At 64.5% G+C, this 13,584-nt stretch carries 13 protein-coding genes; 5 read left to right on the plus strand and 8 right to left on the minus strand.

Translation table 11 applies throughout. The annotated features are described in order from the left end of the window. Positions 1-194: 194 nt before the first annotated feature. On the minus strand, positions 195-1,418 hold the full coding sequence (locus I6F17_RS19990) for an AMP-binding protein (RefSeq protein ID WP_225130479.1): 1,224 nt from the start codon (positions 1,416-1,418) through the stop codon (positions 195-197). A gap of 86 nt (positions 1,419-1,504) precedes the next feature. Between I6F17_RS19990 and I6F17_RS19995 the strand changes: the two genes are divergently transcribed. Continuing rightward, positions 1,505-2,656, plus strand: coding sequence for an AGE family epimerase/isomerase (locus I6F17_RS19995; RefSeq protein ID WP_036043331.1), 1,152 nt, complete (start codon positions 1,505-1,507; stop codon positions 2,654-2,656). 12 nt (positions 2,657-2,668) lie between these two features. Here the strand turns inward: I6F17_RS19995 and I6F17_RS20000 are convergent, their stop codons facing one another. From I6F17_RS20000 to I6F17_RS20025, 6 genes are all read right to left on the minus strand, one after another. Then, positions 2,669-3,508: an ABC transporter ATP-binding protein gene (locus I6F17_RS20000; RefSeq protein WP_036043328.1), complete on the minus strand. Its 840-nt coding sequence runs from the start codon at positions 3,506-3,508 to the stop codon at positions 2,669-2,671. A 123-nt stretch (positions 3,509-3,631) separates the two neighbouring features. Then, positions 3,632-4,915: an ABC transporter substrate-binding protein gene (locus I6F17_RS20005; protein ID WP_036043325.1), complete on the minus strand. Its 1,284-nt coding sequence runs from the start codon at positions 4,913-4,915 to the stop codon at positions 3,632-3,634. A 44-nt stretch (positions 4,916-4,959) separates the two neighbouring features. Continuing rightward, a complete protein-coding gene (locus I6F17_RS20010; RefSeq protein WP_036043322.1) occupies positions 4,960-6,033 on the minus strand; it encodes a branched-chain amino acid ABC transporter permease in 1,074 nt (357 codons plus the stop codon). A 3-nt stretch (positions 6,034-6,036) separates the two neighbouring features. Beyond that, on the minus strand, positions 6,037-6,930 hold the full coding sequence (locus I6F17_RS20015; protein WP_036029874.1) for a branched-chain amino acid ABC transporter permease: 894 nt from the start codon (positions 6,928-6,930) through the stop codon (positions 6,037-6,039). A 118-nt stretch (positions 6,931-7,048) separates the two neighbouring features. After that, positions 7,049-8,980 carry a long-chain fatty acid--CoA ligase gene (locus I6F17_RS20020; protein WP_036043319.1) on the minus strand — a complete coding sequence of 644 codons (1,932 nt, stop codon included), beginning with the start codon at positions 8,978-8,980 and terminating at the stop codon, positions 7,049-7,051. Further along, on the minus strand, positions 8,977-9,798 hold the full coding sequence (locus tag I6F17_RS20025) for an ABC transporter ATP-binding protein (RefSeq protein WP_036043434.1): 822 nt from the start codon (positions 9,796-9,798) through the stop codon (positions 8,977-8,979). The genes I6F17_RS20020 and I6F17_RS20025 overlap by 4 nt, the downstream gene beginning before the upstream one ends. A 333-nt stretch (positions 9,799-10,131) precedes the next feature. Here I6F17_RS20025 and I6F17_RS20030 point away from each other — a divergent pair, with 333 nt between their 5' ends. From I6F17_RS20030 to I6F17_RS20045, 4 genes are all read left to right on the plus strand, one after another. Beyond that, positions 10,132-10,812: a Crp/Fnr family transcriptional regulator gene (locus I6F17_RS20030; RefSeq protein WP_225130480.1), complete on the plus strand. Its 681-nt coding sequence runs from the start codon at positions 10,132-10,134 to the stop codon at positions 10,810-10,812. Between the two features lie 22 nt (positions 10,813-10,834). Continuing rightward, positions 10,835-11,542, plus strand: a complete 708-nt coding sequence (locus I6F17_RS37955) for a helix-turn-helix domain-containing protein (protein ID WP_036029878.1) — start codon at positions 10,835-10,837, stop codon at positions 11,540-11,542. A gap of 61 nt (positions 11,543-11,603) precedes the next feature. Then, positions 11,604-11,822, plus strand: a complete 219-nt coding sequence (locus tag I6F17_RS20040; RefSeq protein WP_225130481.1) for a DUF4287 domain-containing protein — start codon at positions 11,604-11,606, stop codon at positions 11,820-11,822. A 3-nt stretch (positions 11,823-11,825) separates the two neighbouring features. Beyond that, on the plus strand, positions 11,826-12,233 hold the full coding sequence (locus I6F17_RS20045) for a DoxX family protein (RefSeq protein WP_225130482.1): 408 nt from the start codon (positions 11,826-11,828) through the stop codon (positions 12,231-12,233). Positions 12,234-12,252: 19 nt separating this feature from the next. Here I6F17_RS20045 and I6F17_RS20050 read toward each other — a convergent pair whose 3' ends face one another. Beyond that, a complete protein-coding gene (locus I6F17_RS20050) occupies positions 12,253-13,515 on the minus strand; it encodes an MFS transporter (RefSeq protein WP_057028719.1) in 1,263 nt (420 codons plus the stop codon). Positions 13,516-13,584 lie beyond the last annotated feature (69 nt).

Consider the following 13,584-nt stretch of genomic DNA (forward strand, 5'->3'; position numbering starts at 1 on the left):
CAGCGTGGTCTGGTAATACGGGAGCAGCCCGGACGATGCAAGGTTCCTGCGCCCGGCGGCATCGCAGCCATGGCCCGAAGGTCGGGCTCTACGCTCGTCATCTTCGTCGTGCCGCGAGTTCGTTCCGCGCTCCCGCATTCGCGGAGGGATGTGCTCAGCCCCGGCAATGACCTGCTGTCGAAATCGAGCTGAGGTTAGCGCTCGTCCACGATGACCTTGCCGTCATTCGGCAGCGTGCCGGGACCGACCAGCTCGACGGCTCCTCCGAGCTTCGTTATCGCGCGCAAGCTGGCCGCGATGTCGTCGCGTAGGGAGTCGCTAGGGGGCGCAGCTTCCGCTCTCAACGTCATGGCGTCGGTCTCGCCTTGGCGCGTGACGATGAGGCGAAGTCTTCCGAGCTCCGCGTGGCGCTTGCCGATCTCGGCAATCTGCTCGGGACGGACGAACATGCCCTTGATCTTGGTGGTCTGGTCGGCGCGGCCCATCCAGCCCTTGATGCGCATGTTGGTGCGCCCGCACGGGCTCGTGCCGGGCAGGGCCGCGGTGAGGTCGCCGAGCGCGAGCCGGATCCAGGGATGGTGCGGGTCGAGCGAAGTCACGACAATCTCGCCGACGTCACCTGGTGCGACCGGATCGCCAGTGCCGGGCTTGACGATCTCCAGGATCAGGTCCTCGTTCACGACCATGCCTTCGCGGGCCTCGGTCTCGAAGGCGATGAGGCCGAGATCGGCGGTGCCGAAGGCCTGGTAGGCATCGATGCCGCGCCCCTTGATCTCGGCCTGGAGCGAGGGCGGAAACGCTGCGCCCGAGACCAGCGCGCGCTTGATCGAGGAAATGTCACGCCCCGAGCTTGCGGCGGCATCGAGCAGGATCTTCAAGAAGTCCGGCGTGCCGCTGTAGCCGACCGGCCGGTAGGCCTCGATCAGCTCGAACTGCTGCTCTGTGTTGCCGGGGCCGGCGGGGATCACCGCGCACCCTAGCGCCCGCGCCGACGCATCGAAGATGAATCCCCCGGGGGTGAGATGGTAGCTGAAGGTATTGAGGACGATGTCGTCGGGGCGGAACCCGGCTGCGAACAGCGCCCTTGCGCCGCGCCAGGGATCGGCTTGTCGCCCTTCCGGCTCGAAGATCGGACCGGGGGAGGTGAAGAGACGGGCGAACGAGCCAGGCGCCGCCGCCACGAAGCCTCCGAAGGGCGCGGAGGCCTTGTGCAGGGCGGGCAGTTCCGACTTGCGCAACACCGGCAAATCCGCCAGAGCCGCCCTGGAGGTCACGGCGGCGGGATCTAAGCCTTTGAGCCGCTCGGCATAGGCCGGGGCGGCCATCGCGGCTCGCAGCACCTCCGGCAGGCGGGCGAACAGGTCGGCCTCGCGCGCGGTTTGCTCACGCGTCTCGCGGGCGTCGTAATGGGCGGTCATGGCTGTTCTTTCCGTGTTGGCATCCGTTGCGCGCCGCCACCGGCATGGCTATCAGACCGCCAGTGGCGAGGCTTGAAAGGGACCCGATGGCGGACGAAGGAATCATTGCGGCGGACGAGGCGTCGAACGTTGTTGCGCGCCTGAAGCGCCGTATGATCGACGAGGCGCTGCCGCTGTGGTCGACGGTCGGCTGGGATCACGCCGCAGGCGGCTTCATCGACCGGCTGCACCGCGACGGTGCGGCCGATGCCGCCGCGCCCCGGCGCGTGTTCGTGCAGGCCCGCCAGATCTGGTGCTACGCCAAGGCGGCACAGATGGGCTGGTATCCCGAGGGGCGCGCGATTGCGTTGAAGGGGCTGGAGCACCTGCTGGCCAAAGCGAAGGCGCCCGATGGCCGGCCTGGCTATGTGCACCGGCTGACGCCGGACGGATCGGTGCTGGATGCCCGGCGTGATGCTTATGACCACGCCTTCATCCTGTTTGCGCTCGCCAGCGTCTATGCGCTCGACCAGGATACGCAGGTCCGCGCCGAGATAGATGCGCTGCTCGCCTTCCTCGACGGACACCTGCGCTCGCCGCATGGCGGCGTTCACGAAGGCCTTCCGGTCTCGCTGCCGCGCCGGCAGAACCCGCATATGCATCTGTTCGAGGCGATGATCGCGTGCTTCGAGGCGACCCACGATCTGTCGTTCCAGAACCGTGCCGGAGAATTCTTCGCATTGTTCCTCGCCAACCTCTACGACAAGCAGAGGCACGTATTGTCGGAATATTTCGAGGAGGACTGGTCGAAGATCGAGCCGGTCAGCGTCGAGCCGGGTCACCAGGCGGAATGGGTCTGGCTGCTGAAGAATTTTGAACGCATCACGGGGTGCCCGACCGGCCAGCGTCGTGCGGAACTGCTGGAGACCTCGCTGCGCTATCGTGACGAGGCGACGGGCTGCCTCGTCGACGAGGGCGATGCAAGCGGCAACATCCGCCGCAGCACGCGCCGGCTGTGGCCGCAAACCGAGATCGCGAAGGCGTGGATCGCGCAGGCCGAATCCGGCCAGGCGGGAGCGGCGGACGAGGCGCGCGCGGCGCTGGTGCGGCTCGAACGGCATTATCTCAGCCATCCCGTCAAGGGCGGCTGGTACGACCAGTTCGATCGCGACGGCAAATCGCTGATCGACACCATTCCTGCGTCGTCGTTCTATCATGTTCTCTGCGCGGTCACGGAAGCCGAGCAGGTGCTCGGCTAGGCTCCTTGTGGATCACAGCCAGCGCTTGCGCCGCTTGAAGCTCTTGAGGTTCTTGAAGCTCTTGCGCTGGTCGCCGGCGCCGCCGAGGTAGAATTCCTTGACGTCCTCGTTGTCGCGCAATGCGTCGGCGCTGCCGTCGAGCACAACCTTGCCCTGCTCCATGATGTAGCCGTGGCTCGCCACGGAGAGCGCCGCGCGCGCATTCTGCTCGACCAGGAGGATGGTGACGCCGAGATCGCGGTTGATCTTCTGGATGATCGAGAACACCTCTTTCACCAGCAGCGGCGAGAGGCCCATCGAAGGCTCGTCCATCAGGATCATTTTCGGGCGCGCCATCAGCGCGCGGCCGATTGCGAGCATCTGCTGCTCTCCGCCGGAGAGATAACCGGCAAGGCCGGTGCGCTCCTTCAAGCGCGGGAAATAGCTGAAGACCATGTCGAGGTCGGCGTCGACCTCGCGGTCCCGGCGCGTGAAGGCGCCGAGCTTGAGATTCTCGAGCGAGGTCATGTCGGCGACGATGCGCCGGCCCTCCATCACCTGGAAGATGCCGCGGCGGACGATCTTGTCGGGATCGATGCCGTTGATCCGCTCGCCCTCGAACAGGATCTCGCCGCGCGTCACCTCGCCGTCCTCGGTCTTGAGCAGCCCCGAGATCGCCTTGAGCGTCGTCGACTTGCCGGCGCCGTTGGCCCCGAGCAGCGCTACGATCGCGCCCTTGGGCACGTCGAGGCTGAGGCCGCGCAACACCAGGATCACATCGTCATAGACGACCTCGATGTTGCGCACGGCGAGGAGGGGAGCGGACGCCACGGCGGTTGGCTTGGCGCGGGACGCTTCGAGGGTGTCGGTCATTGGTGAGCCTACCAAATTGCTGCGCTCGTCATGCCCGGGCTTGTCCCGGGCATCCACCTGCTTCGTGCGGTGAGGTCAGACGTGGCTGGCCGGGACAAGCCCGGCCATGACGTCGGAGTTTGCTCACCACCCCAGCAGTTCCGGCTTGCGCGGCAGCTCCACCGTCTTGACCTTCTCGAGCTTGATCGTGCCCTTGGCCATGAGATCGTTGAGGTCGCCATCGGTCGAGCCCGAGATCTTGGTGCGATAGAGATCCACTTTCAGCGTGCCGCGGTGGTCCTTCTCGGTCCAGGTGGAGGGATTGCAGACGCCTTCCATGCCCGATGGCACCCAGTCCTTCTTCTGGTGGAAGCCCTTGGCGACGTTCTCGCCGGTGGCGCCGCCGTTCTTTGCGGCCCAGTCGATCGCTTCCTTCATGTACATCGCCGAGCAGACGGCCGCGACGTAGTGCACGGGACGATAGACCTTGCCGCTGGCGTCGGACATCTTCGAGATCTCCATCACCGTCTTCATGCCGGGCGCGTCGCCGCCCCAGCTCACCGCTGTCCGCAGCGGGAAGATCACGCCGTTTGCGGCATCGCCCGCGGTCTTGGCGGCGTTCTCGTCCATGCCCCAGACATTGCCGAGGAACTGGATGTCTACCCCGGCCGTCTTGCAGGCCTTCATCACCGAGATGTTGGAGGCGGCGGTGTTGCCGAGATAGGCGTAGTTCGCTCCGGACGATTTCAGGCTCAGGCACTGCGCGCTGTAGTCACCGGGCGTCAGAGCGAATATCAGCGGCGGCAGCACCTCGAAGCCGAGCTCCTGCGCCATGGCCTCGCCGGCGGCCTTCGGCGCGTTCGGATAGGGATGGTTGGCACCCATGTGCACGAATTTGGGTTTGCCGGGCTTGCCCTTGGCCTTCCAGTCCTCGGCCGCCCACATTAGCATCGCGCGCAACGCGTCCGAATAGCTCGGGCCGTAGAAGAAATTGTAAGGCGCGGGCTTGGCCTTGCCGCTGACGCCTTCCGGATCAGTCAGCGCCGCGGCGTAGGAGCCGGACATGTCGGGAATCTTGTCCTGGGCGAGGAAGCCGGTCAGCGCTTCGGTGTCGGCCGTGCCCCAGCCCATGATCGCGGCGACCTTGTTGTCCGGAGCCGACCATTTCTTGTAGAGCGCGATCGCGCGGGGCACCTGGTAGCCGTAATCGTTGGTGTCGAGGTTGACCTGCTTGCCGCCGATGCCGCCATTCTTGTTGACCCAGGCGAAGGTGTCGGCGACGGCCTGCCCGAACGGCGTGCCGACGTCGGAAGTGCCGCCGGAATAGTCGGCGAGATGCCCGATCGCGATCTGCGCCTGCGCGCCTGCCGCGTATGCGGTGATCGTGATCGCGAGCGATGCGGTGCTCAAAAGGGACTTCATCTTCATGGGTCGGTTCCTCCTGTTTATTGTTAAAGTGAACTTGCCTGTGCTCAATGCGAGAACGGGTAGAGTTTCCAGTACGCCTTGATCTGCCGCCAGCGATGCGCGAGCCCGTCAGGCTCGAACATCAGGAATGCGATGATGATCAGCCCGATCGCGATCTCGCGCAGGAAGGTGATGTTGTTGTTGAGTGACAGTGCCTTGTCGATCGCGCCGCCCTTGAGATAGTGGCTGACGAACTCCATCGCCTCGGGCAGCAGCACCACGAAGGCGGTGCCCATCAGCGTGCCCATGATCGAGCCGGTGCCGCCGATGATGATCATGGCAAGGAACAGGATCGAGCGCTCGATCCCGAAACCTTCCTGGGAGACCACGAGCTGATAGTGCGCATAGAGCGCGCCCGCGATGCCGGCGAAGAAGGCGGCGAGACCGAACGACAATGTGCGGTACTTGGTGAGATTGATGCCCATGATCTCCGCGGAGAGATAATGGTCGCGGATCGCCACCAGCGCGCGGCCGTCGCGCGTGCGCATCAGGTTCGTGACGAGGATGTAGCTCAAGAGCACATAGGCCAGCACGACGTAGAAATACTGCCGGTCGCCCCGCAGCGTGTAACCGAAGATCGAGAACGGCTCGGCGCTTACCGGCACCGAGCCGCCGGAGAACCATTCGGCGCGGGAGAAGAAGTCGAGCAGGATGTATTGCGCGGCCAGCGTCGCGATGACGAGGTAGAGTCCTTTCAGCCGCGCCGCGGGGATGCCGAAGATCAGTCCCACCAGCGCCGTCACGAGTCCCGCGAGCGGGATCGCGAAGAACACCGGGATCGGCGCATTGTTGGAGATGTAGGCCGAGGTGAAGGCGCCGAGCAGGAAGAAGGCCGCGTGTCCGATCGAGATCTGGCCGGTGAAGCCGACCAGGATATTAAGGCCGAGCGCCGCGATCGAGAAGATGCCGATCTGGATCAAAATGCTGAGCCAGTAGCCGCTGAAGAGTTGCGGCGCGAGGCAGAGCAGCGCGACGCCCAGAATCGCGAAGTTGCGGCTGGTGGTGGTCGGGAAGATCGTGGTGTCCGCGGCGTAAGTGGTGCGGAAATCACCAGCGGGAATGAGGGCAGGGCCGGCCATGGATCAGATCCGCTCGATGTCGTGGGTGCCGAACAGGCCGTAGGGCTTGATCATCAGCACGATGATGAGAACGTAGAACGGTGCGATCTCGTAGAGATTGCCCCAGTGCAGATACTCGCTGTCGACATATTGGGCGACGTTCTCCAGAAGCCCGATGATGATGCCGCCGAGCACCGCGCCGCCGACGGAATCGAGCCCGCCGAGGATCGCCGCCGGAAACACCTTGATGCCGTAGGCAGCAAGGCCCGAGGACACGCCATTGACGACGGCGACGACGACGCCGGCGACCGCCGAGACGGTCGCCGAGATCGCCCAGGCCATCGCGAACACGCTCTTGACGGAAATGCCGAGCGACTGCGCCACCTGCTGGTTGAACGCGGTGGCGCGCATCGCAAGGCCGTACTTCGACGCGCGGAAGAACCAGGCCATGCCGATCATCATCGCGACCGACACCACGAGGCTCATGACGTAGACGGTCTGGATCTGCAGTCCGAACAGGTCGACCGATTGGCTTTCGAACACGCGCGGGAACGGCTGCGGATTGACGCCGAACATCCATTTCAGCGTCGCCTGCAGCACGGTGGAGAGGCCGATCGTCACCATGATCACCGAGATGATGGGCTCGCCGATCATCGGCCGCAGGATCAGCACCTGCACCGCGATGCCGAACACGAACATGAACACCAGCGTGATCGGCATGCCGATCCAGAACGGCACCTGGTATTTCGCCAGCAAGGCCCAGCACACCCAGGCGCCGACCAGCAGCAATTCACCTTGCGCGAAGTTGACGACCTGCGTCGCCTTGTAGATCAGCACGAACGACATCGCGACTACGCCATAGAGCGTGCCGACCACAAGGCCGTTGACCAGGAGCTGGATGAGGAAGGCGGTGTTCATGTTGAGTGACTCAGCCCGTCATTGCCGGGCTTGACCCGGCAATCCATCGATGAGGAAGGAAGACTGTTCGGAAGAGGATGGATGTGCGGGTCAAGCCCGCGCATGACGAGGATCTGTATCACTCCGCAGCCTCCGCCATGTGCCCGTGCCCGCCGAGGTCCACCACGCGCAGCGTCGTTCGCACCCGCTGCGTGGTGCCGTCCTGGAAGCGGATCACGGTGTCGACGGGGATGTCGGAATCGCCGCGGTAGATGGCGTCGATGATGCCGGCGTATTTCTCGTTGATGACGCCGCGGCGCACCTTTCGCGTCCGGGTGAGCTCGCCGTCGTCGGCGTCGAGCTCCTTGTAGAGCAGCAGGAAGCGCGAGATGCGCTGGGCCGGCGGCAGCGTGGCGTTGACGGTCTCGACCTCCTTCTGCAGCAGCGCGTAGACCTCCGGCCGTGAGGCGAGGTCGCTGTAGGTCGTGAAGGAGAGGCGGTTCTTTTCCGCCCATTTCGAGATGATGGAGTAGCGGATGCAGATCATTGCCGCGAGCGCGTCGCGGCCGGCCCCAAGCACCACGGCTTCCGCGATATAGGGCGAGAATTTCAGCTTGTTCTCGATGAATTGCGGCGAGAAGCGCTCGCCGCGGGAGGTCTCGGCGAGATCCTTGATGCGGTCGATCACGACGAGCTGGTGGTCGGCGTTGAAATAGCCGGCGTCGCCCGAGCACATCCAGCCGTCCTTGATGTCGGCGACGCTGGCCTCGGGGTTCTTGTAGTAGCCGAGGAACATGTTGGGGTGCCGCACGACGATCTCGCCGACGCCGTGGACGTCGGCATTGTCGATACGGATCTCGACATTATCGGCCATCGGTACGCCGGTGGTATCAGGATCGACCTTGCCCTCGGGATGCAGCGTGTAGGCCCCGAGCAGCTCGGTCTGACCGTAGAGCGTGCGCAGCGGCACGCCCATGGCCTGGAAGAACTTGAAGGTGTCAGGCCCGAGCGCCGCACCGCCGGTCGCGGCCGAACGCAACCGGGTGAAGCCGAGGCGATCGCGCAGTGCGCGGAACAGGATCGCGTCGGCAAAGCCCGAGCGCTTGCCCTGTTCGAGCGCGGCAAGGCCCGACTTCATGCCGATGTCGAACAGGCGCTGCTTGAAGGGCGTTGCGTCCATCACCTTGGCACGGACGTCGGCGGCAATCGATTCCCAGACGCGGGGCGCGAACAGCACGAAGGTCGGTGCGATCTCGCGCAGATCGTTCATCATCGTGTCCGGCTCTTCGACGAAGTTGATCTTCATCCGGCAGAGCAGACCTTTGCCGAGCACGTAGACCTGTTCCATGATCCAGGGCAGCGGCAGCACCGAGACATATTCGTCGTCGGGACCCTTGGGGTCGAAGGCGAGATAGGTGGCGCAATGGCCGAGTACGCGGCCGGCGGCGAGCATCGCGAGCTTCGGATGCGAGGTGGTGCCGGACGTGGTGCACAGGATCGCGACGTCCTCGCCCTCGGTGGCATCGACCAATCTGTCGTAGAGTTCCGGCTCGCGTGCTGCCCGCGCGCGGCCGAGTTCGGCGAACTTCTCCGCCGGCATCAGGCGCGGGTCGTCGTATTTCCGCATCCCACGCGGATCGGAATAGATGATGTGCTTCAGCTTCGGCACGCGCTCTGCAAGGATGAGCAGCTTGTCGACCTGCTCCTCGTCCTCGGCGAAGACCACCTGCGCCTCGCCGTAGTTGAGGAGATAGGAAGCTTCCTCGTCCAGGACGTCGCGATAGAGCCCGAGGCTGAGGCCGCCAATGGCATGCGTCGCAACTTCTGCCGCGACCCAGTCGGGCCGGTTGTCGCCGATGATACCGATGACATCACCGCGGCCCAGGCCGAGCTCGATGAGGCCGAGCGCGAAATCGCGCACGCGGGCCTGATAGTCGTTCCAGGTGAAGATGCGCCAGAGCCCGAGATCCTTCTCGCGCATTGCGATCTCGTCGCCGTGCTCCCTGGCATTGAGCCGGAGCATCTTCGGATAGGTGTCGGCCTGCGCGACGCGGCCCGCATAATCCATCATGCCGCGCTCTCCTGCGCCGGAGAGGCATCATCGGGATCGACCAGCACCTCGTCCTCTTCGCCGAGATAGGCACGCCTGACGTGCGGATCGGCGAGCACTGTCGCCGGATCGCCCTCGGCGATCTTCTTGCCGAAATCCAGCACCATGACGCGATGCGAGATATCCATCACCACGCCCATGTCGTGCTCGATCATCACCACCGTCATCCCGAACTCCTCGTTGAGATCGACGATGTAGCGGGCCATGTCCTCCTTCTCCTCGAAATTCATGCCGGCCATGGGCTCGTCGAGAAGGATCAGGCGCGGCTCCAGCGCCATGGCGCGGGCGAGCTCCACGCGCTTGCGAAGGCCGTAGGAGAGGGTGCCGGCGGTGGCCTTGCGCACCGACTGCAGATCGAGGAAGTCGATGATCTCTTCCACCTTGCGGCGGTGCTCGAGCTCCTCCCTGCGCGCGCCGGTGAGCCAGTACAGCGAGCCCGTGAGGAAATTGTTCCTCAGCAGGTGATGGCGGCCGACCATGATGTTGTCGAGCACGCTCATGTGGTGGAATAGCGCGAGATTCTGGAAGGTGCGGCCGATGCCGAGTGAGGCGCGGGCATTCGGCGTCAAGCCGGTGATGTCGCGGTCCTGATAGAACAGCTGGCCTTCGGTCGGCTTATAGCGACCGGAAATACAGTTCACGATCGAGGTCTTGCCGGCGCCGTTGGGGCCGATGATCGAGAACAGCTCGCCTGCCCTGATGGCGAAGCTGACGTCGGTCAGCGCGCGGACGCCGCCGAATCGTAAGGACACGCCGCGCACTTCGAGACTGGTAGCCACCAAACGAATCCCTCCCGGTGATGGCGCTTGATTGGCGCTCTTCCGTTCCTGTCAGGCGATCCTAGTACGGTCGTGCCGGCCAGACCATGCAGCTATTGGTCTCGACCGGACCGGCGCCACCTTCGTTCCCGTGAGGGATCAAAAGCCGCATCGCCCGAGGTGGTCCTCAATAGGGGAAAGCGCTATTTTGAAATGTCTCCGGCCTGACAATTCTGCGACAAAGTTGTCGGGCCGAGCGGGTCTCCATCTTTCGTCGGATGGATAGCCGAAGGGATTCTGTTGCAGTGCAACAGGAGCATGGGGTGACTGAACGGTGCGGCTGGCTTCGAGATCATGATTTCAGAGGATCATCTGAAGCGCATTGCCGCCTGGTCGCGTGAGCTCACACCAGCCGAGATCGAGGTCGCGCGCGCCGGAATTACGGAACGGTCCTACGGCACCGGCGAGAGCGTGTTCATGCGCGGTGATATCTTTGCCTATTGGGCCGGCATGGTGGGCGGCCTTGCCCGCATGGGCGGGGTCTCGCGCGACGGCAAGGAGACCAGCCTTGCCGGGCTGACGGCAGGGGCCTGGTTCGGCGAGGGCAGCGTGCTCAAGAACGAGCCGCGCCGCTACGACGTGGTCGCGCTGCGCGACAGCCGCATCGCGCTGATGGAACGCAGCGCCTTCATGTGGCTGTTCGAGAACAGCGTCGGCTTCAACCGCTTCCTGGTGCGCCAACTCAACGAGCGGCTCGGCCAGTTCATCGGCATGCTCGAGGTCAACCGCACGCTCGATGCCACCGCGCGCCTCGCCCGCAGCATCGCCTCGCTGTTCAACCCGATCCTCTATCCGGAATCGACCGCGCATCTGGAGATCACCCAGGAGGAGATCGGCGGGCTCTCCGGCATGTCCCGCCAGAACGCCAACCGCGCGCTGAACCGGCTGGAGAAGGAGGGGCTGCTGCGGCTGGAATATGGCGGGGTCACGATCCTCGATATCGCGCGGCTCGGGAGCTACGGGGAGGAACGATGATCTGCGCATTCCCGGTGCTTCCGTGCTCATAGAGTTCGACCATCGCGCGTCGGACTCGCCTTACGTCGAGCGGGTATGGCGCAGCCGGAGCCGGCGTGGCGGCTCGTTCCTGTCGATGGCCGAGGGAAATATCGAGCTTGTGGTCACCAGGCTCCCGGAGCTTCTGGCGGTGACGCTCCGAGGGCCGGTCACCCGCGGGACACTCGTCGAATGTCCCGCGAGCGGCGAATGGCTCGCGATCCGGTTTCGGCTGGGAACCTACCTGCCGGAGATACCGACGAGCGCACTGATCGACCATCAAAACATGCAGTTGCCGGTGCTGCCCAACGGCCGTTTTCTGTTTTCGGGTCTGAGCTGGGACATTCCAGGCTATGACGATGCGGAAAGTCTCGTCGCTCGCATGGCGCGCGCGGGTGTCATCGCACGCAGCCACGCGACCGATGCGGCGATCGACGGCGACGTCGACTGGATGAGCCGGCGTTCGGTTCAGCGCCACTTTCGCCGCGTTACGGGCATGACGTTCAGCAGCCATCAGCAGATCGAGCGGGCGCGTCGCGCCGCGGCCTTGCTGGTGAGCGGCAGCTCCGTTCTCGACGCGACATCGGGCGCCGGCTATTTCGATCAGGCCCATCTTACCCGCTCGGTCAGGCAACTGATCGGCATGACGCCTGCGCGCCTCTCGCGCGAGCGGCCGCAATTGTCGTTTTCATACAAGACGACTACGTCCTGACCGCAATATGCCTGGATCGCTCCGGCCGCGCTGGTGGAGCAAACATCGGAGGAGCGCTGCGGTGAGTTTCAAGGCCTATCTTGATAATATCCAGGCCAAGACCGGCAAGAGCCCGGAACAGTTTCGCAAATGGGGCAAGGACCGGAGTTTTTCGACCGGAGCGGGACTGGCCGCCGGCGTGAAAGCGGGTGCCATCGTGGCCGCGCTCAAGGACGAGTTCGGCCTTGGCCACGGCCATGCGATGGCCATCGTCGCCCTTCTCAAGGGGAAGGCGTCGTAGGGGATGACGATGTCCAAGTCGAGACACGTGGCCGGCTCCGTCATGAGCGGGCTCGTGATTGCCTTCATGCTGTTTGATGCCGGGATGAAGCTCGTCCCGCTGGACGTCGTGATCAACGCGACCGCCGAGCTCGGCTATCCCCCGTCGGCCGATCTGGCGCGCGCGCTGGGCGTGGTGGCGCTGGCCTGCACCGCGCTCTACGGCCTCCCGCGAACGGCCTTGCTCGGTGCGATCCTGCTGACCGCCTATATGGGCGGCACGGTGGCTGTTCACTTGCGGGTCGGCAACCCGCTCTTCAGCCATATGCTGTTCGGCGTCTATCTTGCTGGTCTTGCCTGGGGCGGTCTCTATTTGCGCGATTCGCGGGTGGCGGCGTTGCTTCCTCTGAGATCGCCGCCGGTGGAGGTCTGACGTCGTTACGGGGACGCCGTCATCGCGCATTGGCCGGCGCGTGCGCCGGCCACAGATCGGCGCGCCAGCGGATCGCGATTGCCAGCATCGCGACGAATCCTGCGCCGGCATAAAGCGAGCCCGTCGCGGAATAGCCGATGACGTCGATCAGGCTGCCGGCCGCGAGCAGTCCGATCGGCAAGCCATAGATCACCATCATGCGCACGCCCATGACACGGCCGCGCAGATGTGCGCTCGCGGTGCGCATCAGGATGACGGCAGCCGAGATCATCGACATGCTCTGGGCGATACCGGCGAGGACGAGGCAGGCCATCGCCACCGGCATCGTCCTGACCTCGACGAACACCAGCAGCATTGCGTACCAGGCCAGCGTTGCGCCGATCAGGAGTCGGGCAATGCGTACGCCACTGACTAGGCTGAGCGTGATGGAGCCGATTAGCGAGCCGACGGCGAAGCTCGCCGAGAGATATCCGAGGCCGGTCTGATCAGTGTGAAAGATCTCCCGCGCGATGTAGGGCAACAATCCGCCCGTGAAAGGAAATGCGGTGAGATTCGCCAGAAAAGCGACGCACAGCGCCGCGCGCATTGCCGGCCCGTTCCAGGCATAGACGATCCCCTCTTTGAGGTCGCCAAGCAGCCGCGAAACGGTGTGGCTGCTTGCGGGAAGATCGCTCGTGGTGACGGTCCTTTTCGGCTGGGTCAGGCAGAGCATGAGAAGCGCTGCCGTGAAGTAAAGGCAGGCGATCGCCACATAAACGAGGCCGATACCGAGCACGGCGAACAGCCCGGCCCCCGTCAACGCTCCGGCAATGCGCGCGCTGTCCTGGGTCGTGCGCGCAACACTGATGGCGCCCACCAGCTGCTCGGCCGGCATGATATCGGCGAGCAGCGCGCCGCGAACGCCGAGATCGGAGGGGCGGATCAAGCCCATGATCGTGACGATGATCATGACGCTCAGCGGCGACAGATGACCGCTCAGCGCCAGGACCATGATGGTCGACGACAGCGCCGTATAGGCAAGGCGCATGACGACCAGGAGATCGCGATGGCCGATCCGGTCGCCGATCATGCCGAACACGGGCGCGACCAATGTTCCGACGAACTGGAGTGAAGCCAGCAGCGTGAGCAGCAGCACCGAGCCGGTCTCGACGATGACGTACCAGCCGAGCACCAGCGTCTCGACCTCGAAGGCCCAGGAGGTGAGCAGATCGGACGGCCACTGGAAGCGGTAGTTGCGGATGCGGAATGGCGCGAGCGCCGAAGGTCGTGCAGTGGCGCTCACGACGCGATGACGCGTGTCACGGCGATTTCCTTAACCTTGTTGTTTCTTCTTGCTGTGGCGCAACCTAAC

The sequence above is a fragment of the Bradyrhizobium sp. NBAIM18 genome (assembly GCF_020193825.1).
GTDB lineage: Bacteria > Pseudomonadota > Alphaproteobacteria > Rhizobiales > Xanthobacteraceae > Bradyrhizobium > Bradyrhizobium yuanmingense.

Excerpts from the sequence above, each read along its gene's own strand:
- I6F17_RS19990 (WP_225130479.1), bottom strand. The coding sequence starts at position 1,418 with ATGACCGCCCATTACGACGCCCGCGAGACGCGTGAGCAAACCGCGCGC.
- I6F17_RS19995 (WP_036043331.1), top strand. The coding sequence starts at position 1,505 with ATGGCGGACGAAGGAATCATTGCGGCGGACGAGGCGTCGAACGTTGTT.
- I6F17_RS20000 (WP_036043328.1), bottom strand. The coding sequence starts at position 3,508 with ATGACCGACACCCTCGAAGCGTCCCGCGCCAAGCCAACCGCCGTGGCG.
- I6F17_RS20005 (WP_036043325.1), bottom strand. The coding sequence starts at position 4,915 with ATGAAGATGAAGTCCCTTTTGAGCACCGCATCGCTCGCGATCACGATC.
- I6F17_RS20010 (WP_036043322.1), bottom strand. The coding sequence starts at position 6,033 with ATGGCCGGCCCTGCCCTCATTCCCGCTGGTGATTTCCGCACCACTTAC.
- I6F17_RS20015 (WP_036029874.1), bottom strand. The coding sequence starts at position 6,930 with ATGAACACCGCCTTCCTCATCCAGCTCCTGGTCAACGGCCTTGTGGTC.
- I6F17_RS20020 (WP_036043319.1), bottom strand. The coding sequence starts at position 8,980 with ATGATGGATTATGCGGGCCGCGTCGCGCAGGCCGACACCTATCCGAAG.
- I6F17_RS20030 (WP_225130480.1), top strand. The coding sequence starts at position 10,132 with ATGATTTCAGAGGATCATCTGAAGCGCATTGCCGCCTGGTCGCGTGAG.
- I6F17_RS20045 (WP_225130482.1), top strand. The coding sequence starts at position 11,826 with ATGACGATGTCCAAGTCGAGACACGTGGCCGGCTCCGTCATGAGCGGG.